The 26730-nt window shown below is 73.6% G+C and carries 20 protein-coding genes; 14 read left to right on the top strand and 6 right to left on the bottom strand.

Going from position 1 to position 26730, the window contains the following annotated elements; genetic code table 11:
• The first annotated feature begins 113 nt into the window (after positions 1-113).
• The 12 genes from H181DRAFT_RS12900 (at position 114) to H181DRAFT_RS12845 (ending at position 17617) form a co-directional block, all read left to right on the top strand.
• A complete protein-coding gene (locus H181DRAFT_RS12900) occupies positions 114-1472 on the top strand; it encodes an ABC transporter substrate-binding protein (RefSeq protein WP_045864526.1) in 1359 nt (452 codons plus the stop codon).
• Complete coding sequence (locus H181DRAFT_RS12895) at positions 1472-2533, top strand: carbohydrate ABC transporter permease (RefSeq protein WP_078895708.1); 1062 nt, start codon at positions 1472-1474, stop codon at positions 2531-2533. The genes H181DRAFT_RS12900 and H181DRAFT_RS12895 overlap by 1 nt, the downstream gene beginning before the upstream one ends.
• Positions 2530-3471 (top strand): carbohydrate ABC transporter permease, encoded by a 942-nt coding sequence (locus tag H181DRAFT_RS12890; RefSeq protein ID WP_078895707.1) that lies wholly within the window; start codon positions 2530-2532, stop codon positions 3469-3471. The genes H181DRAFT_RS12895 and H181DRAFT_RS12890 overlap by 4 nt, the downstream gene beginning before the upstream one ends.
• Positions 3471-4532 carry an ROK family protein gene (locus tag H181DRAFT_RS12885; RefSeq protein WP_045864525.1) on the top strand — a complete coding sequence of 354 codons (1062 nt, stop codon included), beginning with the start codon at positions 3471-3473 and terminating at the stop codon, positions 4530-4532. The genes H181DRAFT_RS12890 and H181DRAFT_RS12885 overlap by 1 nt, the downstream gene beginning before the upstream one ends.
• Positions 4529-5242, top strand: coding sequence for a D-sedoheptulose-7-phosphate isomerase (locus H181DRAFT_RS12880; protein WP_074467842.1), 714 nt, complete (start codon positions 4529-4531; stop codon positions 5240-5242). The genes H181DRAFT_RS12885 and H181DRAFT_RS12880 overlap by 4 nt, the downstream gene beginning before the upstream one ends.
• Entirely contained in the window at positions 5239-7830 is a 2592-nt protein-coding gene (locus H181DRAFT_RS12875) for an alpha-mannosidase (RefSeq protein ID WP_074467841.1), read from the top strand. The genes H181DRAFT_RS12880 and H181DRAFT_RS12875 overlap by 4 nt, the downstream gene beginning before the upstream one ends.
• Entirely contained in the window at positions 7827-10412 is a 2586-nt protein-coding gene (locus tag H181DRAFT_RS12870; protein ID WP_052708573.1) for a glycoside hydrolase family 2 protein, read from the top strand. The genes H181DRAFT_RS12875 and H181DRAFT_RS12870 overlap by 4 nt, the downstream gene beginning before the upstream one ends.
• Positions 10393-12543 carry a hypothetical protein gene (locus H181DRAFT_RS12865; RefSeq protein WP_052708572.1) on the top strand — a complete coding sequence of 717 codons (2151 nt, stop codon included), beginning with the start codon at positions 10393-10395 and terminating at the stop codon, positions 12541-12543. The genes H181DRAFT_RS12870 and H181DRAFT_RS12865 overlap by 20 nt, the downstream gene beginning before the upstream one ends.
• A complete protein-coding gene (locus tag H181DRAFT_RS12860) occupies positions 12540-13964 on the top strand; it encodes a GH1 family beta-glucosidase (protein ID WP_045864524.1) in 1425 nt (474 codons plus the stop codon). The genes H181DRAFT_RS12865 and H181DRAFT_RS12860 overlap by 4 nt, the downstream gene beginning before the upstream one ends.
• A 105-nt stretch (positions 13965-14069) precedes the next feature.
• Positions 14070-15791, top strand: a complete 1722-nt coding sequence (locus H181DRAFT_RS12855; protein WP_045864523.1) for an FGGY-family carbohydrate kinase — start codon at positions 14070-14072, stop codon at positions 15789-15791.
• A 39-nt stretch (positions 15792-15830) separates the two neighbouring features.
• The gene (locus H181DRAFT_RS12850) at positions 15831-16898 is read left to right on the top strand and encodes a hypothetical protein (RefSeq protein ID WP_074467840.1); all 1068 of its coding nucleotides are present in this window, start codon (positions 15831-15833) and stop codon (positions 16896-16898) included.
• The gene (locus tag H181DRAFT_RS12845) at positions 16895-17617 is read left to right on the top strand and encodes an aspartate/glutamate racemase family protein (RefSeq protein ID WP_052708571.1); all 723 of its coding nucleotides are present in this window, start codon (positions 16895-16897) and stop codon (positions 17615-17617) included. Before H181DRAFT_RS12850 ends, H181DRAFT_RS12845 begins: the two co-directional genes overlap by 4 nt.
• Positions 17618-17742: 125 nt before the next feature.
• On the opposite strand, the gene H181DRAFT_RS12840 is transcribed toward H181DRAFT_RS12845, so the two are convergent.
• The 4 genes from H181DRAFT_RS12840 to H181DRAFT_RS12825 form a co-directional block, all read right to left on the bottom strand.
• Positions 17743-18039 (bottom strand): hypothetical protein, encoded by a 297-nt coding sequence (locus H181DRAFT_RS12840; RefSeq protein ID WP_139131701.1) that lies wholly within the window; start codon positions 18037-18039, stop codon positions 17743-17745.
• A gap of 107 nt (positions 18040-18146) precedes the next feature.
• Positions 18147-19994, bottom strand: coding sequence for a GMC family oxidoreductase (locus H181DRAFT_RS12835; protein ID WP_045864521.1), 1848 nt, complete (start codon positions 19992-19994; stop codon positions 18147-18149).
• On the bottom strand, positions 19991-21448 hold the full coding sequence (locus H181DRAFT_RS12830; protein ID WP_078895706.1) for a hypothetical protein: 1458 nt from the start codon (positions 21446-21448) through the stop codon (positions 19991-19993). Before H181DRAFT_RS12830 ends, H181DRAFT_RS12835 begins: the two co-directional genes overlap by 4 nt.
• Positions 21448-22140, bottom strand: a complete 693-nt coding sequence (locus tag H181DRAFT_RS12825; RefSeq protein ID WP_045864520.1) for a FadR/GntR family transcriptional regulator — start codon at positions 22138-22140, stop codon at positions 21448-21450. The genes H181DRAFT_RS12830 and H181DRAFT_RS12825 overlap by 1 nt, the downstream gene beginning before the upstream one ends.
• Before the next feature lie 275 nt (positions 22141-22415).
• On the opposite strand from H181DRAFT_RS12825, the gene H181DRAFT_RS12820 reads away from it, so the two are divergent.
• Entirely contained in the window at positions 22416-23060 is a 645-nt protein-coding gene (locus tag H181DRAFT_RS12820; protein WP_254666820.1) for a nitroreductase family protein, read from the top strand.
• 71 nt (positions 23061-23131) lie between these two features.
• Here H181DRAFT_RS12820 and H181DRAFT_RS12815 read toward each other — a convergent pair whose 3' ends face one another.
• Both H181DRAFT_RS12815 and H181DRAFT_RS12810 read right to left on the bottom strand, forming a co-directional pair.
• Positions 23132-23977: an SAM-dependent methyltransferase gene (locus tag H181DRAFT_RS12815; RefSeq protein ID WP_045864518.1), complete on the bottom strand. Its 846-nt coding sequence runs from the start codon at positions 23975-23977 to the stop codon at positions 23132-23134.
• 203 nt (positions 23978-24180) lie between these two features.
• A complete protein-coding gene (locus H181DRAFT_RS12810; protein WP_045864517.1) occupies positions 24181-25233 on the bottom strand; it encodes an ArsR/SmtB family transcription factor in 1053 nt (350 codons plus the stop codon).
• 473 nt (positions 25234-25706) lie between these two features.
• Here H181DRAFT_RS12810 and H181DRAFT_RS12805 point away from each other — a divergent pair, with 473 nt between their 5' ends.
• Positions 25707-26681 (top strand): alpha/beta hydrolase, encoded by a 975-nt coding sequence (locus H181DRAFT_RS12805; RefSeq protein WP_107068759.1) that lies wholly within the window; start codon positions 25707-25709, stop codon positions 26679-26681.
• The last annotated feature ends 49 nt before the right edge of the window (positions 26682-26730 follow it).

The following is a 26730-nucleotide window of genomic DNA, read 5'->3' as shown; positions in this document are numbered from 1 at the left end:
GCATCGATGCCACATGCCTGGACGGGGTCCCCCGGGCCATCCGCAGCGCGTCCGTGCCGCTCCGCCTCCCCAACCACCGTGCCGTGTCGGCCAGTTGCCCGAAGGAGAGAGATATGGCGGCACCACCAGGGCGAACACGCCGCGCCGCGTGCACACTCGCCGCCGTCCTCGGGCTGCTGCCGGTCAGCGCGTGCGGCGGTGTGAGCGTCGCCGGCGGCTCCTCCGACACCTTCATCACCATGGGCTTCGGACTCGGCGACGCCATCGCCACGTCCCGCGTCGACGATGCGCGCAAGGCGCTCGGCGGAGTCGAACTCCAGGTCAACGAGGGCGCCTTCGACGAGCAGCAGTTCCTCTCCGCGGTCGCCGCCGGGGACCCTCCCGACGTGGTCAACATGGACCGCACGCTCATCGGCGGCTACGCGGCACGCGGGGCGCTGCTGCCGCTGACCGACTGCCTGCGCCGGGAGGACATCGACCTGGACAAGTACCAGCCCTCCGCGATCGAGGAGGCGACGCTGGACGGCGCCGTCTACGCCATGCCCGACAGCTTCGACAACCGCATCCTGCTCATGGACGCCTCGGTGCTGAAGAAGGCCGGCCACAGCCCGTCCGACGTGGACACCTCCGACTGGAAGGGGCTGCGCCGCCTCACCGCCGAACTCCAGGAGCGCCAGGGGCGGAAGCTCACCCGGATCGGCTTCGACCCGAAGATCCCCGAGTTCTTCCCGCTGTGGGTGAAGGCCAACGGCGGCTCCCTCATCAGCGACGACGGGCGGACGGCTCGTCTCGACAGCCCCCGCGTCGTCGAAGCCCTGACCTACACGTCCGGGCTGATCGACGTGCAGGGCGGCTGGGGGAAGTTCAAGGCGCTGCGCGACTCCTTCGACCAGTTCGGCCGGGCCAACCAGATCGCCGAGCACCAGGTGGGCGCCTACCCCATGGAGGACTGGTACCTCTCCGTCCTCGGCGACACCTCGCCCGAAGTCGACCTGGGCAGCGGCTACTTCAAGGACCGCGACGGCGAACCCGTCAACTACGTCTCCGGAACGGGCTGGGCCATCCCCAAGGGCAGCAGGCACGTGGAGGAGGCCTGCACCTTCATCAAGTCGATGACGTCGACGCGTTCCTGGGTGAAGGCGGCGAAGGCCAAGGCGAAGGAGACCCGCGGCCGCGACGCCTACTACACGGGCGACTTCAGCGGGAACCGCGAGGCGGACAGGATCATCGAGTCCGAGGTGTGGAAGCCGACGGGTGAGAAGTCCTTCGACGAGGCGACCCGCCGCCTCTACGACATCCAGGAGTCCGGCTTCGCCGTCCCCGCCAACGCCGCCGGCACCGAGTTCAAGCAGGCGTGGCAGGACGCCTGCAACCGGGTCCTCTCGGGCGAGCAGACGCCCGGGCAGGCGCTCGAACAGGCCCAGCGGGAGGCGCAGAGCGCCCTCGACATCGCCAACCAGGGGCGGAAGTGATGGCTGTGCCCGACAAGACCGCGAGCCCGCCCTCAGGCGCGGAGCCGGCCGCAGCCGGCCACGGCACGGCGAAGGCCCCCGGAACGGAGCGCACGCCGCACGCCCGCCCGGCTGCGGACCGGGCCGCCGGCCGGCGCGAGCGCGCCCGCCGCTGGCGCGCGTCCTGGCGCCGCCGCGAGACGCGCGCCGCCTACGGTTTCCTCTCGCCGTGGATCTTCGGCTTCGTCGTGCTCACCGCGGGGCCGATGCTCGCCACCCTCTACCTCTCCTTCACCAACTACGACGGCATCACCGCCCCGCAGGGCGTGGGCACCGCGAACTACCAGCAGCTCTTCGAGGACCCGGCCGTCGCCAAGTCCCTGATGAACACGCTGCTGTTCACGGTGCTGAGGGTGCCGCTCTCCATGGCGATCGCGCTGGCCCTCGCCGTGCTGCTGGTGAGGGTGGGGCGGGCGACGGGCCTCTTCCGCACCCTCTTCTACCTGCCGGTGATGACGCCGTCGGTCGCCGTCGGCATCCTGTTCCTGCTGCTGTTCAACGGCAACGTCGGTCTGATCAACACCGTCCTGGGCTCCGTCGGCATCGACGGTCCGAGCTGGACGACCGACGGGGACTGGATCAAACCGGGACTCGTCCTCACCCAGCTCTGGTCGGTGGGCTCGACGGTCATCATCTACCTGGCCGCGCTGAAGAACGTCCCGCAGGACCTGTACGAGGCGGCGGAGATCGACGGCGTGGGCCGCTGGCAGGCGTTCGTCCACGTGACGCTGCCGCAGATCTCCGGAGCGCTCTTCTTCACCCTCATCGTCAACACCATCGCCTCGCTCCAGACCTTCACCGAGGCGTACACGGCCTTCTTCGGGTCGGCCAACTCCCAGACCTACAGCAACGACGCCGCGCTGTTCTACGTCGTCCACCTCTTCCAGCAGGCGTTCCAGTACATGCACCTCGGATACGCCTCCGCACTCGCCTGGCTGCTCTTCCTCGTGATCCTCGTGATCACCCTGCTCCAGGCGAAGTTCAGCAAGCGGTTCGTCTACTACGAGGGTGACCAGCCATGACTCAGCTGACGACGCCGCCCGCCGGTCCGCCGGCACCGGAGCCCACGCCCGCCCGTCAGCCCGGAGGGGCGCCCGTACGGACCAAGCAGCTGCGGCACCCGCGGGAGAAGGCCGGACCGCTGGGCAGGGCGCTGCGGATCGCCGCGCTCACCGCGACCTCCGTCATCTTCATCTATCCGTTCCTGTGGCTGGTCAGCGCCTCCCTGAAGCCGTCGGAGGACGTCTTCGACAACGCGCTGATCCCGAAGGCCGTCCAGTGGGGGAACTACGCCGACATCTGGGGCGAGGTCCCGCTGCTGACCTGGGTGTGGAACAGCGCCGTGGTCACCCTGGCCGCCGCTGTGGCCGTCACGGTCAGCAGCGCGATCGTGGCCTTCGGCTTCGCCTACTTCCGGTTCCCCGGCAGGAACGCGCTGTTCGCCCTCGTCATCTCCACGATGATGCTGCCCGCGGTGGTCCTGATGATCCCGCAGTACCTGGTGTGGAACGAACTCCACCTGGCCAGCAGCCAGATACCGCTGTGGGCGCCGAACCTGTTCGGCAGCGCCTTCTACATCTTCCTGCTGCGCCAGTTCTTCCTCGGGCTGCCGCGTGAACTCTTCGAGGCGGCGCGCATCGACGGGGCCAGCTACTGGGGAATGTTCTGGAGGATCGCCGTACCCCTGTGCCGGCCGGCGCTCGTGGTGACCTTCATCTTCGAGGTGCACGCCTCGTGGACGGACCTGGTGCGGCCGCTGGTGTACCTGCGCGATCCGGAGCTCTACACCGTCCCCCGCGGGCTGAAGGCGGTGCTGGACCAGTTCGGCGAGGGCGGCGAGATGCGCTGGGAGATCGTCGCGGCCGCGAGCGTCATCGTCACCGTTCCCATGATCATCGCGTTCTTCCTCTGCCAGAAGCACTTCGTGGAAGGCATCGCGACCCAAGGACGGAAAGGCTGATGAGACCGGACGACCACGCCGGAACCGACGGGCAGGGCACGGACGATGCCGTACTCGCCCTGGACATCGGCGGCACCAAACTCGCCGCCGGCGTCGTACGCGCCGACGGGACCGTGCTCTCCTACGACACGTGCCCCACCGGCGTGGCGGACGGCGCCTGGGCCGGGCTGGAGCGGCTGCTGGAGCTGGGCCGGGGCGTCCTGGCCGCGGCGGAGAGCGAGTCCGTGCGGCTGCTGGGCACCGGCATCGGCTGCGGCGGCCCGCTCGACTCGTCCGAGGGCACGCTGATCGCACCGCCCCACCTGCCCGGCTGGCGCGACGTGCCCGTCACGCGGCTGGCCGAGGAGGCGTACGGGCTGCCCGCCGTCCTGGACAACGACGGCACAGCCGGCGCGGCCGGGCAGTGGCGCTTCGGCGCCGGACGCGGCACCCGCCACCTGCTGTACCTGACGGTCTCCACCGGCATCGGGGGCGGCATGGTCATCGACGGCCGCACGTACCGGGGCGCCGCCGGCAACGGCGGGGAGCCCGGCCACGTCACCGTCCGCCCGGACGGACGCCGCTGCGCGGGATGCGGGCGTGCGGGCTGCCTGGAGGCGTACGCCTCGGGCACGTCCATCGCCGAGCGGGCCCGCGAAGCGGTGGCGCGCGCGCACCGGGAGGGCGAGCCGACGCTGCTCGGGGAAGCCGATCCACTGACCGCCGAGGACGTCGCCGCCGCGGCCCGCGAGGGCGACCCGCTCGCCCGCAGGGTCTGGGACGAGACGACCGACGCCCTGAGCAGCGGCCTCACCACCATCGTCAACCTCTACGAACCCGAGTTGGTCGTGCTGGGAGGCGGCGTGACGCGCTCCGCCGATCTGCTGCTGCCTCCCGTCCGTGAGAACGTCGCCCGCCTCGCGATGGGGCCCGCGGCCGGCGCCGCGCGCGTCGTCACCGCTGCGGGGGAGGAGCGGGCGGGCGTTCTGGGCGCCGCCGCCATCGGCTTCGAGCGGCTGCCGGCGCCCGGGGCCCGCCCGGAGGACGGCACGCTCGCCCCGTCCTCGAAGGCACCCGCATGACCCGCGACGCGTACGAGCAGACCCGTGCACGCCCTGACCTGGAGCGATACCGCAAGATGCCAGAAACGCCGGCCCAGCAGCTCGACGACCACCTCGCCGTGGCCCAACGCACCCGCGAACTGATGCCTCGACTGCACGCCGTCGCCGGCGAGTTGATCGAGGTGTTCCGCTCGGGCGGCCGCCTCTGGACGTTCGGCAACGGCGGAAGCGCCGCGGACGCCCAGCACTTGGCGGCCGAACTCATCGGCCGCTACCTCCGCGAACGCCGGCCGCTGCCCGCGGTGGCCCTGACGACCGACTCCTCCGTGGTCTCCTGCATCGCCAACGACTACTCCTTCGAGGAGCTGTTCGCCCGGCAGGTGCGGGCCCTGGCACGTCCGGGCGACATGGTGATCGGCTTCACCACCTCCGGACGCTCGCCCAACGTGGTGCGCGGCCTGGCCGAGGCGCGGACGGCGGGAGCCGCGACCGTGCTGTTCTGCGGGGGAGAGCAGCACGGCATGCCCGCCGCCGAACACGCCGACCACAGCCTCGTCGTACCGGCGACGGCCACCGCCCGCATCCAGGAGATGCATCTGACGCTGCTCCACCTGCTCAGCGAGCAGGTGGACGCCTGGGCGGCCGGCGCCGGCGCAGCCGCCACCCCCCGCGCGGACCGGGCCGCGGACGCCGCGGCCGACGACACCGACCGGCTGGAGACCTCAGCATGACCGCGTCCCGTCCCGCCTCCCGCTCCCGGACCCTGCACATGGTGGGCAACGCCCACATCGACCCCGTGTGGCTGTGGCGCTGGCCGGAGGGGCTTCAGGAGATCCGCGCCACCTTCCAGTCCGCAGCCGACCGCATGGACGAGTACCCCGACTTCGTCTTCACCTGCGACTCCGTGATGTACCTGGAGTGGATCGAGCGCCACGACCCGCAGCTGTTCTCCACCATCAGGAAGCGCGTCGCGGAGGGGCGCTGGCAGGTCGTCGGCGGCTGGTGGATCGAGCCGGACTGCAACATCCCGTCGGGCGAGTCGTTCGTGCGGCAGGCGCTGTACGGGCAGCGGTACCTGCTGGAGAAGTTCGGCACCGCCTCGACCGTGGGCTGCAACCTCGACCCCTTCGGTCACAACGCGATGCTGCCCCAGCTCCTGCGGAAAGCCGGCATGGACGGCTACATGTTCCTGCGTCCCGGACCTCACGAGCAGGTGCTGCCGGGGCAGTTCTTCCACTGGGAGGCCCCGGACGGCTCCCGCGTGCTGGCCTACCGCCTGCCGAACGAGTACTGCAGCCCCGGGCAGGACATCGGCGGCCACCTCGACAAGTCGCTGGCCCTGATGCCGCCCGACGAGCCGGAGCTGATGGTCTTCTACGGCGTCGGCAACCACGGCGGAGGCCCGACGAAGGCCAACATCGAGAGCATCCGCAGGCTGGACGCGCTCGGCGGGCTCCCCGCTCTGCGGCTCAGCCACCCCGAGGCGTACTTCGAGCGCATCCGCGGCCGGGAGGACGTACCCGTGCACGCGGGAGAGCTCCAGCACCACGGTCCCGGCTGCTACTCCTCGCACTCGGGCGTCAAGCAGTGGAACCGCCGCGCCGAGAACGAGCTGCAGCGCGCCGAGAAGTGGGCGGCCGTGGCGGGAACCGTGACGGGCGAGGCGTATCCCCTGGAGAAGTTCGCGGAAGCCTGGAAGCTGGTGCTCTTCAACCAGTTCCACGACATCCTGGCCGGCACCTCGATCCGCTCCGCCTACGAGGACGCCCGCGACGACTACGGCCGTGCCCGCTCCATCGCCGCCGAGGTCTTCAACCGCTCCGTCCAGGCCGTCGCCCGCCGTATCGACATCCCGCTCCGCGAGCGGACGCAGCCGCTGGTGGTCTTCAACCCCCACCCGTGGGAGCTGCGCGCCGACATCGAGGCGGAGTACCTGCACGCCGCCGGCGCCGCCCTCACCGACGACGAGGGCACCCCCGTACCCGTGCAGCACACGCGCTCCGAGGTCGCCATGGCCGGCAGCCGCGCCCGCATCACCTTCCCGGCGACCGTCCCTCCGCTGGGCCACCGCGTGTACCACCTGCTGCCCGGCAGCCGGCAGGACCCCGCGGCCGGGTGCGCTCCGGTGCACGCCACCGGTACGGGACTGGAGAACGCGCATCTGCGGCTGGAGATCGACCCGTCGACGGGGTGGCTCAGCTCGCTGTACGACAAGGACGCGGGGACGGAGCTGCTGCCCGAACGTCCCGGACCGCACGCCGTCGTCGTCGACGACCCCTCCGACACCTGGGGGCACCGGGTGCGCGCGTACGACAAGGCCGAAGGCGCCTTCGGCTGCACGCGCGTGCGGCTCGTCGAGAGCGGGCCGGTGCGGGCCGTGCTGCGGGTGGAGAGCAGCTACCGGCGTTCGCTGCTGGCCGAGGAGTTCGTCCTCTCCGCCGGTTCCCGGCACGTGGAGGTGCGGACCACGGTCGACTGGCAGGAGAAGCTCAAGCTGCTCAAGCTCCGCTTCCCGACGGCCCTTTCGGACGTCACCGCCACCCACGAGATCCCCTACGGGCATCTGGAGCGCACTCCGGACGGCACGGAGGAGCCGGCGCAGGCCTGGGTGGACGTGACCGGCACCCTGCCCGACGGGCGCCGGGCGGGACTCGCCGTCGCCAACGACGGCAAGTACGGGCACGACGTGCACGGCGGCGAGATCGGCATGACCGCGCTGCGCAGCCCCGTCTACGCCTGGCACGAGCCGCAGCAGCTCGACCCCGACGGCGTCTACGAGTATCTCGACCAGGGGCGGCAGGAGTTCCGCATGCTGCTGATCCCGCACGGTGAGGACTGGCGGGCGGCCGACCCCGTACGCCGGGCGGCGGAGCTCAACCAGCCCGCGTTCGCCCTGCTGGAGACCTTCCACGAGGGGCCGCTGCCGCAGCGTGCGGCGTACGCCGACGACGGCGGCGGCAGCGTGCTCGTCACCGTGGTCAAGGGGGACGAGGACGGAACCGGCGACGTCGTCGTGCGCGCCTGCGAGTCTGCGGGACGGGCCGCGACCGCGCGCATCGCGCTGCCCATGCTCGGGGAGCGGTCCTTCGAAGCCGCCTTCGGGCCCTGCGAGATCAAGACGTTCCGCGTCCCCCGGGATCCGCGACTGCCGGTCACCGAGACGGACTTGCTGGAGCTGCCGCTCGAAGAGGACACGCAGGAGGACCCGGAGCCCCCGGCCGGCCCGCCCGCGGGCGGGCCGGACCAGGACGGTGCCTCCGGCGCGGGCCAGGACAGCGCCTCCGGCAAGGAACGGGACGGCGGAGCGGCAGGCGGATGAGGCACACCGTGCCGCTCACGGACGGCTGGCAGCTGCGCGGCTGCCTCGGCGACGTATGGCGCTGGCAGTGCGGCCCAGGCCGCCCGCCGGGCGAACCAGGCTGGTTCGAGGCCCGTGTTCCCGGCTCGGTGCTGGACGACCTGCACCGGGCGGGGCAGGTGCCCGACCCGTACCGGGGCACGCAGAGCCTCGCCTGCGAATGGGTTCCGCAGCGCACCTGGCTCTACCGCCGCGAGCTGCGGCTGCCGGCCCCGCTCGAAGACGGCGAGCGTGCCCTGCTGCGCTTCGGCGGCGTCGACCACGAGTGCACCGTCCTGCTCGACGGACGTGAAGTCGCCGTGCACAAAGGCATGTTCCTCGCCTTCGACGTGGACGTGACGGAGCAACTCGCGGACGCCGGCACACACTTGCTCGCCGTCGCCGTCCACCCGGCTCCGCCGTCCGAGCCGCAGGTGGGGCGCACGGACCGCGTCCGCGAGCACAAGGCCCGCATGGGCTACGGCTGGGACTTCTGCCCCCGGATGGTCCACCAGGGGATCTGGCGTCCCGTCACCCTCGAGGTCGCCGGCCCGCTGCGGCTCGTCTCCGCCGCCGTCGGCGCGAGCGTCGACGAGGGCGGGGCCGGTCTCGTACGAGCCGACGCCGTCACCGACGGGGGCCCCGGCACGCTGACGGCGACCGTGCGGGACCCGTCGGGAGCGGTCGTCGCGCAGGGACGGCGGACGACGGACGGGGGGAGCGCCCGCACCGGCGTGGAGCTGAGCGTCCCGGGACCGGCCCTGTGGTGGCCGAACGGGCACGGTGAACAGCCCCTGTACAGCGTTGAGTTGACGCTTCTCGACGAGGAGGGCGGTGTCGCCGGGACGCACCGCGCCGCGACGGGCTTCCGGCGGCTGCGGCTCGTGCCCAACCCGGGCGGTCCCGCCGGCGCGCTGCCCTACACCCTGGAGGTCAACGGCCGCCGCATCCACACCAAGGGATGGAACTGGGTTCCGGTGGACGCCCAGTACGGGGTGCCGCGCCCGCAGCGCCTCGGGCATCTGCTCCGCCTCGCCGCCGACGCCCACGTGACGCTGCTGCGCGTCTGGGGCGGCGGGCTCGTCGAGAGCGAGGACTTCTACCGGCTCTGCGACCGCCTCGGCATCCTGGTGTGGCAGGAGTTCAGCCTCTCCAGCTCCGGCATCGACAGCGTCCCCGGCGACGACGCGTCCTACGTGCGGCTGCTGGAGCGTGAGGCGCGCGCCCTGCTGCCGCCGCTGCGGCACCACCCTGCACTCGCGGTGTGGGGGCCGGGCAACGAGCTCCACGAGACGGCCACGGCCCGTCCGCTGGCGGAACGCGACAGCCCCGCCATCGCGGCACTGGCGGCAGCGGTGGCCGAAGTCGACCCGTCCCGCGCCTGGTTGCCGGGATCGCCCTCCGGACGCGACTTCCTGTACCGGCCCGCGCGGGGCGAGCGCGGCCCTGGCGGCCCCGACGCGCAGCACGACGTGCACGGCCCCTGGGAGCACCAGGGGCCCGGCGCCCAGCAGGAGCTCTACGACGCCCAGACCTGCCTGCTCCACAGCGAGTTCGGCGTGGAGGGCATGGCGAACGCCCGCACCTGGGAGCACGTCGTACCGCCGGACGCGCAATGGCCCACGGGCCGCGACAACTTCGTCATGGAACACCTCGGCGCGTGGTGGAACAACACCCCGCTCGTGCGCGCCGCCTTCGGCGAACGGCCCGCGGACGTCGCCACGATGAGACGGGCGAGCCGGCAACTCCAGTACGACGGGCTGCGGTACGCCGTCGAGGCCACGCTGCGCCGGGCGCCGCGCGCTGCCGGGAGCATCCCGTGGCAGTTCAACGAGCCCTTCCCCAACGCCTGGTGCACGGCGGCCGTCGACCACCGCGGCGACCCCAAGTCCGGGTACCACGCGGTGCGCCGCGCCTACAGGCCCGCCCACGTCTGCGCCCGGTTCGACACGCAGGTCTGGCAGGGGCGGGAGCGGTTCGAGGCCGAGGTGTGGTCCTGGCAGCAGGAGGCGCCGAGCCAGGAGGGCAGCACCGTCACCGTCCGCCTGCTGGACACCGGCGGCACGGTCCACGCCGAGGAGGTGCTGCCCGCGGGCGAACCCGCCGGGGACGGTCCTCCCACCTCCGTACCGGCCGCGCGGGCAGGCGACTTCACCGCCTCGCTCGCCGCCCTGCCGGGCCCGCTCTTCCTGCTGGACCTGGAGCTGCGGGGACGCGGAGACCGCGTGCTCGCCCGCTCACGCTGGCTGCACAGCCGCACCGCCGACCTCTCCCCGCTGATCGATCTGCCCGAAGCACACGTGGAGGCCCGGCTGGAGACCGTCGCCCGCGAGCGCGCCGGGCTGGTGCGGTTCCGGCACATGGGCGGTCCGGCCGCTCTGGGGCTGTATCTGGCCGATGCCCGGCCGTACGAGTCCGAGGGCTGGGCCGTCTTCTCGGACAACATGCTCGATCTGGCGCCTGGGGAGTGCGCCGAGGTGGAGGTGGCCTGGCGGGCGGCGCCCCCGGAGGACCGGACCGTACGACTGGAAGGCTGGAACGTCCGTGACCGACAACTCGTCTGATACCCACGGCGAGTTCGCGCCTCCCCCCGACGGCACGCCGCCCGGAGAGGGTCCGCTGCTCGTGCGGGGCGCGCGGGGGAGCCTGCTGCTGCGCGGTCCTGCCGAGGGTGCCGCCGAACTGACCGCCGTCGTCACGCTGCTGACGGAGGACGGCGAGCACCTGCCCGTCCCCGCCCGCACCGTCGAACGGCACGCCGACGGCGGCGTGTGCGCCCACGGCACGGCCCACGGCTTCGAAGCGGCACTGCGGCTCACCGCGCCGGGGCCGCCGGAAGGGGACTCTTCCACCGCCACCGCCACCGCCACCGCCACCGCCACCGCCACCGCACACGCCGCGTGGGACGGATCGGTGACGGTCCGCCGCGTCGCGCCCGGACCCGCGAGCGCCGGGATACGCGTCGAACTGCGACTCGGCCCCCTGGACGAGGGCCAGGCACCGGGCTGGCTGATACCCGGCCTGTTCTACGGGGAGAACCGGCTCCCCGACTGCACCCGCCCCTACCCCCGTTACCAGCCCGGCACCCGCGACGTGGCGAGCATGACGTCCGACGCCTGGTCGTTCCGCGCGGACCGGTGCGCCACCCCCGCCGTCTTCGCTCGCGACGGCCGGGGCGGCGCCGCCCTCGCCCTCACCGGCGAACGTACGGCGCTCGGCGAGAGCGGCGTGGGCTTCGCGCTCCTGCCCGGCGGGCGGCCCGCGCTGCGGCTCCACGCCCCGTACCGCGAGGAGCCGCTCAGCTACTACGGGAGCGACGTCCCCCGTCCCGCCGAGACACCCGCCCACGTGTGGCAGCGGGACGAGACGCACACCCTCCCCTTCACCCTGCACCTTCTCGACGGGGACCCGCACGCGTACGCCCCGGTCCTGCGCACCCTGCACGAGGCGGCGCCCGGCGACCGCGGGCCCGCGGCCTGGGTCGGCCTGGACGAGGCCGCGGAGCTGTCCGCCCACGGGCTGCACGAGTGGCACTACCGGCCGGACCCGCCCGTCCTGCTGGAGACCGCGGCGTTCGACCGCGAAGCGCTCGGAGAGGCAGGCGACCGGCAGGCCATGCACGTGTCGTGGATCAGCGGCGTCCCCTACGCGCACGCGCTGCTGCTGCACGCCCGCCGCACCGGGAACGCGGACCGGGCCGCCGCGGCGACCGGCGTCCTCGACCACATCGCGCGCAACCTCACACCCGGCGGCACGTTCTGGGGCCAGTGGACCCGCCGCGGCGGCTGGAACGTGGGCTGGCACCCGGACAGGCGCCGGCTGCACGCCCGCACGCTCGGCGACGCCACTCTCTTCCTGCTCCGCGCGCTCACCGCCGAACGGGCCCGTGGAGCCGAGCACCCCGACTGGGAGCACGCGGTGCGCTCGAATCTCGCCGCCGCGACCGCGGGCCAGGACCCGGAGACCGGACGGCTGCCCGCCGCGCACGACAGCGAGACCGCCGCCCCCCTCGGCCACGAGGGCGGAGCCGGGCTGTCCTGGATACCCGCCCTCGTCGAAGCCGCCGGGGTCTTCCGGGAGCCCGCCCTGCTCGACGCCGCCCGGCGGGCCGCGGCGCACTACGCCGCCGACGTACGGGCCGAGTTCCTGTGCGGCGCCCCGGAGGACGTCTCCCTCGCCCCCACCTCCGAGGACGGCTACAACGCCCTCATCGCCTACACGCTTCTCCACGAGGCCGACCCCGGCGACCCCCGCTGGCTGGACCTCGCCCGTCGCGCCGCCGACTGGACCCTCACCTTCCGCTACACGTACGACGTCCACTTCGGCCCGCACACGCTCCTCGGGCAGTACGGGTTCCGCACCCGCGGAGCCGACCAGGCGTCCCCCTCCAACCAGCACCTGCACGCCTTCGGGCTGATCTGCCTGCCCGAGACCGTACGGCTGGCACGCCACCTCGGCGATCCGTACTACCTGCGCTCCGCCCGCGAGAACCTCGACTGCTTCCGGCAGTTCGTCGCCCGCGCGGACGGCGACTTCAACGCCTACCGGGGCATGGTCAGCGAACGCTTCTACCAGACCGAGTGCTTCCAGGCGAAGGGCATGCTGCTCACCCTGTCCCACGCCTGGTCGGCCGGGGTGCTGCTGTACGCGTGCGAGACGGCCCGCGAACTCCCCGAATTCCAGGAGGAGATGTGAACGAGCGCGACGCCCGCACGACGGCGGGAGCGGCGTCCGGCGACGTGCGCTTCCCTCCCGGATTCCGCTGGGGCACGGCCACTTCGGCCTTCCAGGTCGAGGGCTCGACCGCCGCCGACGGACGCGGGGAGTCGATCTGGGACCGCTTCTGCCGCGTTCCGGGCGCCGTCGAGAACGGCGACACGGGCGACGAGGCATGCGACTTCTACGCGCGCCTCCAGCACGGCGCCGCCGATCTGGACCTGATGGCCCGGCTGGGCACCGGCGCCCACCGCTTCTCCCTCGCGTGGCCCCGCATCGTCCCCGAGGGCACGGGCCGCGTGGAACCGCGCGGCATCGCCCACTACGACCGCTTCGTCGACGGACTTCTGGAGCGGGGAATCAAACCGCTGGTCACGCTCTACCACTGGGATCTGCCGCAGCCGCTCCAGGACCGGGGCGGCTGGCGCGCACGGGAGACCGCGGAGGCCTTCGCCGAGTACGCAGCTGTCTGCTTCGAGGCGTTCGGCGACCGCGTCGAGGACTGGGTGACCGTCAACGAGCCCTGGATCGCGGGCCTGCTCGGCCACCAACTCGGCCTCCACGCACCGGGGGAGAAGGACCTGCGGGGCTCGGTGGAGGCGATGCACCACCTGCTGCTCGCGCACGGGCTCGCCGCCACCGCGCTGCGCGCCTCCCGCCACGGCGGCACGGCGCGTGCGGGCATCGCCTACAGCCTCTTCCCCCATCAGCCCGCCGACCCCGCCAGCGCCGCCGACCGCGAGGCGGCCCACGCCTCCGACGGATACGTCAACCGCTGGTTCCTCGACCCCGTCCACGGCCGCGGCTACCCGGCGGACATGCGGCGGCACTGGGAGGCCGCGGCGGGGCCGCTGGACTTCGTACGGGACGGCGATCAGGAGAGGATCGCCGCGGGAAGCGACTTCATCGGCGTCAACTACTACACGCGCCGCGTCGTCAGCGCCGCCGGCGGGCCGGGGGACGGCCCGTGGCCCTGGAAGGTGGAGCCGGGCAGGGCGGGAGTGCCCCGCACCGACCTCGGCTGGGAGATCGTTCCCGGCGAACTCACCGCGCTGCTGCTGCGGTTGCACGAGGACTACCCGGGAGTCCCGCTGATGGTCACGGAGAACGGCGGCGTCTTCGACGACGTCCCCGGACCGGACGGCGCCGTGCACGACGAGCGCCGGGTCCGCTTCCTCCACGGCCATCTGCTCGCCGTGCACCGGGCGTTGGAGGCCGGAGCACCCGTGGAGGGGTACTACCACTGGTCGCTCATCGACAACTTCGAATGGGCGATGGGCTACCGGCCGCGCTTCGGGCTCGTCCATCTCGACCGCGACAGCCGGCGCCGGACGGTGAAGGACAGCGGCCTCTGGTACGCCCGCGTGGCCCGGAGCGGTGAGGTGCCCGCAATGCCGTAGGACGTCCCGGTGGGTGCCGGTGTGGGGCCCCGGGGCCCGGGCCGCAGTGGCGGAAGTCGCGGTAACAGCGGCCCGCCGCACGGGTAAGGACGGGGAGGAGGTGCCATGACCAGCAAGACGAACGCGGCCACCGGTGGAACGACGGCGGGCGGAGCGAACACCACGGGGACGGGACGGGGCGGGGGAAGAGACGGAGCCAGGGAGACCCGGTCGGGAACCGCCCGCCCGGCCGGAAGATCCCGTCAGCCGCTGCTCGCGGGCATAGACATCGGCAGCACCCACTGCAAGGCCCTGCTGTGCACGCCCACCGGCTCGGTCGTCGCCCGGGCCCAGCGTCCGACCCCCAGGAACGCCGACGGACTCTCCTACGACGCCGCTGAGTTGACCAGTGCCGCGATCGGTGCGCTCACGGACTGCGTACGCGCGGCAGGACGTGCCCCCGACACCATAGGGCTGACCGGCATGGCCGAGACGGGCGTGCCGCTCGACAGGCACGGAGCACCGATAGGCCCCGTGCTCGCGTGGTCCGACCCGGCGCCCGCGCCGCATGCCGAACGCCTCGCGCGTACCCATGGCGCGGCGGAGCTGCACGCCCGGACGGGCGTGCTTCCCAGCGCCAAGGTCCCGCTGGCGCGCTGGTGCTGGCTGAGGGAGCACCACCCGGAGCGCCTGAGCCGCATGCGGCAGTGGGCGGGGGCCGCGGAGCTCGTCGCCCGGTCGCTGACGGGCCGCGTCGGCACCGAAGTCACCTTCGCGCAGCGGACGATGGCCTGGGAGCACGGGTCGGGCACGGCATCCGGCCGCTGGAACGCCGAGCTTCTCGCGGAAGCCGGGCTGACGCCCGCGCAGATGCCGCACGTCCACGGTCCGGGACGCCCGGTGGGCGCCGTCACCAGGGCCGTCGCCCGCCGCCTCGGCCTGCGGGCGGGCGCGCACGTGGTGGTCGCCGGGCACGACCATCTCGTCGGCGCCTGGATCAGCGGGGCGCGCGGGGCGGGCCGTGCGGCCGACTCGATGGGTACGGCCGAGGCCGTCCTCACCGTCTCGGACGTGCCGCCGGATCCGGCCCGTGCCGCGGCGGAGGGCATGTCGTGGGGCCGTCACGTCGACGGAACCCACTGGGTGACGCTCGCCGGCATGTCGGCCTCGGGGGCGCTGGTCGAATGGTTCTGCGACCGCTTCCTCCACCCCGCGGGCGCGGCCCCGGCGGCCGACAACGGCCGGGCACACTCCGGGGGCGGCGCCGCCGGGCCTGCCGGCGGCGCTCCCTCACCGGACGAACGGACCGCCCGCTACCGGGACTTCGCGCGTCTCGTCGAGCAGAGCGCGGTGGCGGAGGGGCAGTTGCCCGCCCCTCCCACCGGCATCACCGTCGAGCCCTACCTGCAGGGACGCAGCGCTCCCCGTCCCGACCCCGCCGCCCGGCTCGCCGTGCACGGCATGGCCTCGCGGCACGGGCCCGCGGACCTGGCGCTGGCGCTGCTGGAGGGCGCCTCCTACCACGCACGCTGGATGGCCGAGGTGCAGGCCGAGTTGGCGGGTGCCGTCCCGCGGACGGTGACCCTCCTCGGAGGGTCGACGCGGCAGCGCACATGGACGGCGCTCAAGGCCGCCGTGAGCCCCTGGACCACCGAGGTGTGCACCGAGGCGGAAGCGCCCTGCCTCGGCGCGGCCGCATGGGGCGGCGCCGCCATCGGCCTCGACCCCGCCGGCATCACGCCGCCCAGCCGGACCCTCCACGTCGACGACTCCAGCGCCGCCGCGCACAAGACCGCCTACCGGGAGCGCTTCCTGCCGCACGTCCTCCCGCCGCCCCCCGACAGCTGACCGTCCTCCGGACAAGCCGCACCGACGAAGGAGAAGGCCATGCCGCCCGCCCGTACCACGCCCCCCGCTCCGGCCCCTGCCGGGGCCTCGCCCGCCTCAGGACTTCTGGAAGGCGGTTCGAGGGCCCCGGCCGCGCTCGCCCGGCCGTCCGGCACCTTCGCCATGGTCGCCATGGACCAGCGCGACTCCCTTCGCACGATGATGGCGGCGCGCCTCCCCGGGACGGACGGGCGCGGGGAGGCGGGGGCGGCGGTGCCCGACTCCGCGCTCACCGAGTTCAAGCTCGCGGTCGCCCGCAGTCTCGGCCCCGCCGCCTCCGCGCTGCTCATCGACAGGGACTACGGCTACCGCGCGCTGATGGACGAGGCCGTGCTCCCCGGGACGTGCGCACCGATCCTCGCCGTCGACACCCTCGATCAGCGGCCCGGCGGGCCGGTCGAGGACACGGGTCTCGACGAGCGCGCCGATCCGGCCGCCGCCGCTGCCGAGGGAACCCGGGGCCTGAAGCTGCTGGTCGTCTGGCGCAGGGACGCCCATCGCGAGAGGCGCGTCGAACTCGCCGCCCGGTTCGTCGAGTTGTGCCGCGCCGCGGGACTCGCCTCCGTCCTCGAACCCGTGGCACGTCCCACCCGCGAGGAGGAGAGCGCGAACACCTTCCGGCTGAACGACGCCATCGTGGAGGCGGCGCGCGAACTGGCCCCGCTGCGGCCGTCGTTGTACAAGTGCCAGGTCCCCGACGGCGGGACGGGCACCGTGGCCGGGACGGCCGCCCAGGCGGAGCGGATCGACCGGGCCGTGGAGGTGCCCTGGGTCGTGCTCTCGCAGGGCGTCGAGCCGTCCGCCTTCCCGCGCGCGGTCGAGGCCGCGTGCCGGGCGGGGGCCTCCGGATTCCTCGCCGGACGTGCCCTGTGGACCGACGCGCTCGACGCCCACGACCGGGACGCCCGGCTCGGCGGACCGTGCCTTGAGCGGCTGCGGCGCCTGGGGGAGACCGTCGACGCCTACGGAAGGCCCTGGTGGGACGCGCCCGCAGCGGGCGCCGGCGCGGGACCGTCCCCGGAAGGACGGGACGCGGCGGACGCGGCAGGCGAGGAGGGAGCGGCATGACGGACGCGGAGACCGACCCCCGGAACACGGCTGAGCCCGGCACGGAGGCGGGCAGCGGTCCCCGCCCGAGAGTGTGCGTCCTGCACACGGTCGCCGCGCTCCCCGCCGTGTTCGAGCCCCTGCTGCGGGAGTCGGCCCCGCACGTGCGCGCCTACAACGTGGTGGACGAGAGCCTGCTGGCGGACACCGTCGAGCACGGCCCGCTGCCCCGCACCACGGCCAGGCTCGCCGCGTACGTGAGCCACGCCGAGGCGGCGGGCGCGGCCGCCGTGCTCGTCACCTGCTCGTCCATCGGCCCCGCCGCTGAGGAGGTACGCGCGCTCGCCGGGATCCCCGTACTGCGGGTGGACGACCCGATGGCCTCCGAAGCCGTGTGCCGCGGGCCGCGCATCGGCGTGCTGGCGACCCTGGAGTCGACCCTCGTCCCCACGGAGGAACTCGTCCGCCGCCGGGCGGCCGAGGAGGGCGTGCGGATCACCGTCACCACCTCGGCATGCCCGGGCGCGTACGAGGCACGGCAGGCGGGGGAGGGGGAGGAGCACGACCGGCTGATCGCCGCGGAGGCGAAGCGGCTGGCCGCGGAGCACGACGTGCTGGTGCTGGCCCAGGCATCGATGGCGGGCGCTGTCGGGAAGCTCCCCGAGGGGGAGCTGGGCGTCCCGGTACTCACCTCGCCCCGCAGCGGTGCGGCCCAACTGGCGCATCTCCGGGGCGGGTAGGCCGGTCTCCTCCCCGGCGCTCTCCTCTGGCCGAGGCTCGCGGATCCCGCCCGGGAGCGTCGGCTCGCGGGGGCCGGAACGGGCCCGGGACCTGGGCGGGCGGGGTGATGCGAGCGGCCGCTGCCTCAGCCGCCGCTGCAGCTGACGTCCGCCTGGCGCATGTAGCCGAGGAACTCGCCGTTGTCGGCGCGGGAGACCTGCCACAGGTCGAACGGGCCGGTGGCGGCCACCTCCTCGCCGGAGTCCATCGTGCCGAGCACCCTGGCCTCCACGCTGTCCTCGGCGTACAGCGGGGTGCCGTCGCTCACCACGGCGCAGATCGCCCCCGCCTGGGCCGTCCCGCTCAGCGACGGTATCGCTATCGCGGCGACGGCTATGGCGGCGGGCGCGGCGAGACGCACCGCCAGTCTCTTCTTCTTCATCATTCTCCCCGTATCGTCACGGCACGGCGCACAATTCCATACTGCCAACCTCCGGGCAGGTCATGCATGTTCGGGGTCAAAACGGCACCGGGTGCCGCTCTTTCGGCTTAGAGTGATCCATTTGAGACCGCCAACGCGGTGGCCATGATGGTCAGTTGGGGGTTGACCTCCGGGCAGCTCGGCAGCGCGGAACCGTCTGCCACGAGCACCCCCCGTACGCCCCGCAGCCTGCCGTGCTCGTCCGCGGGCGCGGTCTGCGGATCGGCGCCGAGCGCGACGGTCCCCGTCGGGTGGAAGGCCGACAGATGGAGCTGACGGGCGCTCAGGCGGCTCAGCTTCTCCTCCAGTTCGGCTTGCGTACGCGCACTGGGTGCGGCGGCGATGCCGGTCAGGACCTCCTCCGCCCCCGCCGCGAAGAGCAGTTCGCCCATCGCCGTCACCGCGCGCATGAGCCTGCGTCCGTCGCGCGGAGCGAGATCGTAGCGCAGCAGCGGGTGGCGGGCGCCCAGCACCCTGCCCGAGGGCAGGTCGGCGATCATCGCGCCGACCGTCGCGAGGGAGTTCGCGCCGTCGAGTTCGGCCCGCAGGCCGCGGCCCACGCCGGGCAGCACGAACGAGCCCATCCCCGGCGGGCCCGCCGTCGCCTCGATGAGTATGCCGTCGCCGTGCAGCTCCTCCACGCCGACGCTCTGCAGCACGCCCTGCCACGCCGTCACCGGCTCCGCGAACCGGCCCGCGACGCTCGCCGCGGGGTGGACGGCCAGGTTGCGGCCCAGCCGGGGGTGGCCCCCGAGCCCCGAACGCCGCAACAGAGGAGGGGAGTTGAGAGCCCCGGCCGCCACGACGACCAGCGGGCTGAGGATCTCGAGCTCGCTGCCGTCCGGCCGCCGTACGGCCACACCGCACGCCCGCGGCCCGCCCGGCCGGTCCCGCTCGACGAGGACGCGCCGCACGTACGCCCCGGTGACGATGCGTGCGCCCGCGCCGCACGCGTCGGGCAGCACCGACAGCTGGACGCTCTGCTTGGCCCCGGTGGGGCATCCGACCACGCACTGGCAGGAGCCCTTGCAGCCGGGGGCGTTGCGGCGCAGCGGCCCGGCCTCCCAGCCCAGCCGCTCCGCACCGAGCAGTGCCGTACGGCCGTTGCGCCCGAGGACGTCCATGGGCTGCGTGGCGACCTGGAGGGTGCGCTCGGCCTCGTCGAGGCACGCGCCGAAGGCGTCCGCGTCCGCGAGCGGCAGCCCGAACGTGTCGCGCCACCGCTCCAGCACGTGGTCCGGAGTGCGGTAGCACGTACCGGAGTTGACGACCGTGGTGCCGCCGACGGCGCGGCCCACCGGCAGCACCACCGGCGGGTTGCCGAGGGCGATGGTGCCGCCGCCGTCCCGGTAGAGCTCCGTGAACCTGTCGAGAGGGGCGCGGCGCCCGAAATCCTCGGTGGTGTGGTGGCGTCCCTCCTCCAGGACGAGGACGCGCATGCCCGCCCGGGCCAGCGTGCGCGCCGCGACGGCTCCGCCCGCTCCGGACCCGATGACGACCGCGTCGGCGGTGGCGCGTGCCGGCCACTCCGTGGACGGGACGCAGTCCAGCGGGGGATCGGCGGGCGGGGGGAGTGCGGGACGGGCGGCGGGTTCCTTGTGGAGCATCCGCTCGGTGCCCGCCGCGAGCATCACCGGCACCTTCAGGGCATCCAGCACCGGCAGCAGCGCGGGGCGTGCGGCGAGCGAGGACAGGACGGTCTCCCGCTCCTGGGGGGTGAGCCTGCCCATGCCGCGTCCGGCGCGCAGCAGCGCGTAGGCGTCGACGGCCGCGGCCGCCGCCCGCACTCCGGCGCGGGCGGCGCGCGGCATCGAGCCGAGCACGTTCTCCACGCGCGCCGGTACGGCGCCGGGCCATGCCTCGCTGCCGTCGTCAGCGAGCAACGCGCCCACCAGGCCGTCGAGTCGGTAGCTCATCGGCCGCCCACCTCCGCGTGTGCCGTACCGTCCAGAAGCCACTCGGCCTCCTTGCGCCACCGGCCCCACCACCGCTCCAGCAGGATGTGCGCGTCGGCCGTCTCGCTGTTGCGGCACACGGCGCCGCTGCCGTCGGGGTCGGTGTAGTCCAGGGCGAGGGTGCGCTCCTCGGGCTGGGTGACGACGACCTTGACGCGGCGCATCCCGGAGTGGCCGGTGACGGTCCACACGGGCAGGCCGATGTCGGCGCGGAAGCGCCCCACGCCCGCCCACCCGACGGCGGCGCGCTCCACGCGCCGCGGCCACGTGCGGCCGTCCTTCCGCAGCCGCAGGAAGACCAGAGGCGGCAGCCTGCGCAAGACGGGACGCATCGAGACGGCCGCGACGATCTCCAGCACGTCGCCGCCGCCCAGGTGCGCGTGGAGCCAGGCCCAGCGGCGCGCGTTGCCGTGCCCGTAGATCCTGGCCGTCGCGCCCGGAGCGTCGTCGAGCCGCAGCTCGCCGCCGTCGTGCGTGAAGCTGCCGCTGTACGTGGCCTGGGGAGCGGGGACGATCTGCGCGGCCGGCAGCAGGGGGCGCCGCCACGACCAGCGCGGGAAGGTGAACAGCGGTTCGCCGTCCGGCTGTTCGGTCAGATCCCAGCTGAACGGGCCCGCCGAGCCGCGCAGCCGGCCGGGCACCGCCTCGATGCCGCCGGCGGTGAAGCCGCTGCCCTGCGCCCCTTCCGCCTCCTCGTCCCCCCGGCTCTGCCCGCCCGCCGGTTTCCACGGCTCGGGTCCGAACCGCGCGTGCCGCACGGGCTCCTGGCCGTCGCCGGGGAACTGCGCGACCCAGCCGTGCGCGTACGCCCCGGACCCGTCCGCGGGCGCGACCAGTTCGTGGTGGAGCCACAGTCCCGTACCGCTCTGCGGGTCGGTGACCGTCGTGTACCAGACCTCCGTACGTCCGGCGGCGCCGTCCCAGCGGGGCGGCAGGAGAGCGCCGGGGTCGGCCGCGCCGGACGGGGGAGCGGTGCGGCGGGGGAAGCGGAAACTGCGGAGGAACGGGAGCAGTTGAGTCGCCAGGGGGAAGCGCAGCGTGCCCTCGCCCGTCTGCTCGCCGTCCTCCAGCAGCACGAACGGCAGCACCGTCATCGACTTGACCGGACGGGCGGGCGATATCGACTTCCAGCCGTCGAGGGTGCAGCGGCGGCCGCCGGCGGTGAAGTGGATGCGGTAGCGGATGCGGCGCCGGGCGAGCGGCGAGATCTCCAACTCGCCCCGCATGCCGGTGTCGTCGGCCCAGCCGGCGACCCGCACCCGTCCCGTCAGCTCGCCTTCGGTCGTCCCCAGCGGCCGCAGCACCTCGTCGGCCCGTACGGCCAGATCCAGCCGGACGGGACGCGGTTCCCTCTCTCCGGCGAGCCGCACGGAGCCGGCCATGACCTCCGAGAACGTCGTTCCCCGGGCGCCCATCAGGCGATCCCGAGGGCGTCGAGCATGATGCGCTCGGTCGCGGCCAGATACGCGTCGGCCGCTTCCTTCGCGGCCTTCGCGTCGCCCGCGTCCACCGCGGAGACGACCGGTTCCAGACGGGCGTGCGCCACCCGGGGGTCCTCGAAGGGGGCCACGAGGTGGGCGCGCATCGGCACGTAGGCGTTGAAGAGGGTGTTGGTCAGCAGCGTGTAGACGCGGTTGCCGGTCGCGCGGGCGAGGGCGCGGTGCACCTCGATGTCCGCCAGCTGGGCGGCGCCGCCGTCCTCCGCCTCGCCGACGGCGGCCAGCAGCGACCGGAGCTCTCCGCGCTGCGCCGGCGTGGCCTTCATCGCGGCCCGCTCTGCGATCAACGCCCCGATGCCGCGCCGGACTTCGAAGATCTCCCCGAGCCAGTCCGGGCTGTGCCGCACCAGCATGGGCAGCAGGTCGGCGCCGCCGAAGCGCACGAAGTCCCGTACGCGGGTGCCCACTCCGTGACGTGTCTCCAGCAGTCCGGACTGGACGAGCCTGCCGAAGGCGTGCTTCAGCGTGGTGCGGGTGACGCCGTAGCCGTCGGCCAGCTCGCGCTCCGGCGGGAGGTAGCTGCCGGCGGGATGGTTCCCGGCCAGGATCTCCTCGCGCAGCTTGTTCTCCAGTACGTCGACGATCGTCTCGCGGGGCAGAGTCTCCACGTCGGCCTCACCCTCTCAGTGACTCAGTGGATGAGCCACTGAATCACGTACAGTCCGTGGGTACAAGGGGAGCCGCCGGCCGAACAGGCGGCGGGCGGGGCCGGATCGGCGCTCGCCGTCGGCCGCGGGCCGCCGAGGACCGCCCGGCGGGGCCCCGCGCCGGCCGCGACCGCGGTGCGGGAATGTCCGCGGTTGCGGCGGCGCTGAGGTGAACGGTCGTTATCCCTCAAGTGCGACCCGCCGACCGCCCGTTCGCAACACCGATGGAGCCCGCTGTGCCCGAGCTGACCCCCGACGAGCTGCTGACCACCACCCGCAGCGTCCGCAAGCGCCTCGATCTGACGCGCCCGGTGGATCCCGCCCTCGTCCGCGAGTGCCTGGAGATCGCGCTGCAGGCCCCCAGCGGCTCCAACGCGCAGCGCTGGCACTGGCTCGTCCTCACCGACCCCGAGAAGCGCCGCCGGATCGGGGCGATCTACCAGAAGGCCTGCCGCGCCTACCTCGACTCACCCAACGCGGCCGGGCGCCTCTACGCGAACGACCCGGCCCGCTCGCAGGTCCAGGGCCGCGTCAACGACAGCGTCGCCCACCTCGCCGACCGCATGGGCGAGGTTCCCGTACTGGTCGTCCCCTGCCTCCAGCTGCCTTCGGGTGAACTGCCCGAGGGGAACCAGGCGGGGCTGTGGGGGTCGGTGCTCCCCGCGGCGTGGAGCTACATGCTCGCCGCCCGCTCCCGCGGCCTCGGCACGGCGTGGACGACGCTGCACCTGGCACACGAGGAGGAGGCCGCGCAGGTTCTGGACCTCCCCGCCGACGTCCGCCAGGCCGCGCTGATCCCGACAGCGCACTACACGGGCGAGACCTTCAAACGCGCCCCGCGGGCGCCGCTGGAGGAGGTGCTGCACGAGAACGGCTGGTGACCACCCGGCAGAGCCGGCACCGCACCGTCGTCGCACCGGCCCGGCCCCGACGCGGGGCGGGCCGGGCGGCGTCACGGCTTGCGGGCGAGACCGCTGAGCGAGGCGATGTCGGCGGCCGAACGTGCCACCGGCCCTTCGGGGCGCCACCGCGTTCCGGGAACCACGCCCGGCTCGACGAGATCCATGCCCGCGAAGAACTCCTCGACCTGCGGCCTGTCGAGCAGCCGGTACGGGGTGCCGCCGGCCTCCCCGACGCGCCGCTCGGCCTCGACGAGCGCGGGGTCCCCGTCCGTACCGGTGTACAGGGCGAGGTAGCTCCCGGAGGCCAGGCCGTCCAGCAGGGCTCGCGCGATGGAGAGCGCCTCGGAGTGCTCGGCGATGTGCCCGACGATGCCGAACATGATCAGGCCCACCGGCCGGGTGAGGTCCAGCGTCTTCCGTGCACCCTCCAGGATCTGCCCCGGCTGGTGGATGTCCGCGTGGAGGTAGTCCGTCGACCCCTCGGGCCTGCCCGCCAGCAGCGCACGGGCGTGCGCCAGGACGAGGGGGTCGTTGTCGACGTAGACGATGCGGCTCTCGGGCGCCGCGCGCTGCGCGATCTCGTGGGTGTTCTCGGCCGTGGGGAGGCCGGTGCCGATGTCGAGGAACTGGCGTACGCCGGCCTCGGAGACCAGGTGCGTGACGATGCGGTTCAGCAGGGCGCGGCTGGTGCGGGCGATGTCGACGATGCCCGGATACGCCTCGCGCGCCTTCTCGCCCGCCTGCCGGTCCACCTCGTAGTGGTCCTTGCCGCCGAGCCAGTAGTCCCACATCCGTGCCGAGTGCGGCACGTCGCTCGCAAGCCGGGGGACGTCCCCCCGGACGGTGAGCGGGGTGTCGTGCTGGGACTCGCTCCCGGTGCCGGCCTCCTCTGTCATCTCCCCATGCTCCTCGCTGTGTTGACGGTCACGCGATGCTAACGCACGGCCGCGGCACGCCTGTTCGGCGGACGAAGTGGCTGGACGTAGCGGCTCGACGTAGCCCGCCGTGAGCCCTCGCCGCCGCCCGTGCCGGCGCCGGGGCCTCGCTCAACCGGCCCTCGCCATGGGCCACATCGGACGCCCCTGCACGTACGGCTCTCTCAGCCGCGCCGCCGGACGCCTCCGCTCCTCGGCCCCCCGGCGGAGGGTGACGCGGGTCCGGCCCCGTCCGTCCCGAGAAGGTGGCGGCCCCGGCCGGTCAGCCGGTGCACCACATGGGCCCCGGCTCGTTCGCTGCGGACCAGGCCGGCGCCGCGGAGGACCTTGAGGTGGCCGCTGACGGTGGAGGCTGACAGACCCAGACGCGCGGCGACGGACCCCGTGGTGAAAGCCACCGTCAGCGCACCGAGAACGCGGGCACGGCCGGTGCCCAGCAGGGCGCCGAGGGCGTCCGGGCACTCGACGGCCGCCTGGGGCTTCAGCGGCTGCGAGGAGACCGGGTAGACCACGACCGGCGGCAGGTTGGGATCGGCGATCGCGATCGGCATGGTGTGGCAGAAGAAGGACGGGATGAGGCGGATGCCGCGCCCCCGCAGGCGCAGGTCGAAGTCCACCGGGTACGGCGCGGTGAGCACCGGGTCCCGCCACGTGAAGCATCCCAGCTTCTCCAGCACGGCCGTCATGCCGCCCTCCAGCGCGTCCGTCCGCCGGTCCCGGTGGGCGGCGACGGTGGCCTCGACCTCGCTCCAGTCAGGGGCGATCAGATCGGCGTGGAAGCGGAGCACGGCGTCGGCGACCTGGTCGAGCAACTCCCGGTCACCCGAGGCGAGCCGCCTGGTCCAGCCGGGCAGGGGACGGTACCTGGCCGCCTCCTGCAGCTCCCGGGCGAGCCGGGCGCGGGACGTGGAGCGCAGTGTGCGCAGACCGACCGACATGCCCTCCTCCGACTCGACCGGGGTGAGGAAGTCCGGGAAGTACGCCGCGTCGGCCGGTGCGAGGTCCCCCAGGAGGCGGCAGGCGGCACGGAGTTCGTCGTTCTGGGCCCGCGCCGCCGCTCCCCGCCGCCACGGGCGCAGCTCCGGGGGCAGCCGCGTCGTGGACGTGCTCAGCACATGGAGACCGAGGATCACCTCCCAGATGGGATCCGCGGACTTCGCAAGTTGCACGTAGCGGAAATCTCGGTCGCTGAAGTGGATGCGCAGGACGCCTGCCATGGAGCGAGACTAGGGCAGGCCCCAGGTCTGCCGCCCCTCCTCACGAGGGCTTTTCGGCAGCACCCGAAAAGCCCTCCTCCCCTCCCGAAGCCGCGTACCTAACATCCGTGGCGTACGAGCCCCGGTGAGGAGGCCCGCTCACCCCCCATGGGTCAACTCTCCCTGGAGAGAGGCACGTTGCCAGGGAACGTGCCAGGGAACAGGGAGGTCCCGGACGGGACGACCGCGGGCAGCGGGCGGTGGCTGACGCGCCGGGCGTCCGGGTGCCGGGTGGGAGCCGCCTCGCCGCCGCTCGCCTCCGGCCCGGGGCGCCGCGGACGGAAGCGCCGGGCCGGCGCTCCGAACCTGCTGCGCGTGCACGTCCCGAACTGCCCGTGGGCGCCGTCGCCGCGGGTTCCGCTCCACCAGCTCACGCACCGTCACGAACACGAACATCCTTTCCCCAACTGGAGGTTGTGGTGAGTCAGTCCTTCATGAGCCGCCGTCGAGCGCTGAAGGCCGCGGGCGGCCTCTCTGCGGCGGCCCTGATCGGCGGAGCCGGCATGCTGACCGTGGGAGGCGGGACAGCGGAGGCAGCCGAGGACGGTTCCGGGCTGCGGATCGTGGAGAGCGACGAGAAAGACCCGCGCATGAAGTACTACCGCTTCGCCACGGACGCGATCGGCTGGAACCCCGCGGTCAACGTCCTTCTCCCGAGCGACTACTCCAGCGGCCGGCGCTACCCCGTGCTCTACCTCTTCCACGGCGGGGGCCTGGACCAGGACTTCATGGCCTTCGACAAGGCGGGCATCCGCGGACTGACCGAGGGCAGGCCCGTCATCGTCGTCATGCCCGACGGCGGCCACGCGGGCTGGTACTCCAACCCGGTCGCCTCCAACGTCGGCCCCCGCAACTGGGAGACCTTCCACATCGAGCAGCTCGTGCCCTGGATCGACGCCAACTTCCGCACCTTCGCCGAGTACGACGGACGCGCGGTCGCCGGGTTCTCCATGGGCGGGTTCGGGGCGCTGAAGTACGCGGCCAAGTACTACGGCCACTTCGCCTCCGTCAGCGCCCACTCCGGACCCGCCAGCCTCCGGCGCGACGCGGGCCTGGTCGCGCACTGGGCCAACGTCTCCTCGGCGGCGGCCGACCTGGCCGGCGGCAGCGTCTACGGCGTGCCGCTGTGGGACGAGAAGCGGGTCTCGGCCGACAACCCCGTGGAGAACGTCGGCAGTTACAAGAACAAGCGGGTGTTCCTCGTCGCCGGCACCAGCCCCGACCCGCTGAACTGGGCCGACTACGTCAACGAGACGCAGGTGCTCGCCGGGCAGCGGGAGTTCCGCGCCAAGCTCGACGAGGCAGGCATCCGCCACGAGTCCCACGAGGAGCCCGGCGGCCACGTCTTCCGCACGAAGCTCTTCAGCCGCGACCTCGACGGCATCCTCGACCGGCTGCGCAAGGCGTAGCCCGTACGGGCGGCCCGGCACCGACACGCGGCTCGCAGCACTGCGCACC

It is taken from the genome of Streptomyces sp. WMMB 714, from assembly GCF_900090125.1.
In the GTDB taxonomy this organism is placed as follows: domain Bacteria; phylum Actinomycetota; class Actinomycetes; order Streptomycetales; family Streptomycetaceae; genus Streptomyces; species Streptomyces daqingensis.
Note: the sequence above shows the minus strand (reverse complement) of the source record. Positions and strands in the feature narration are given on the sequence as shown.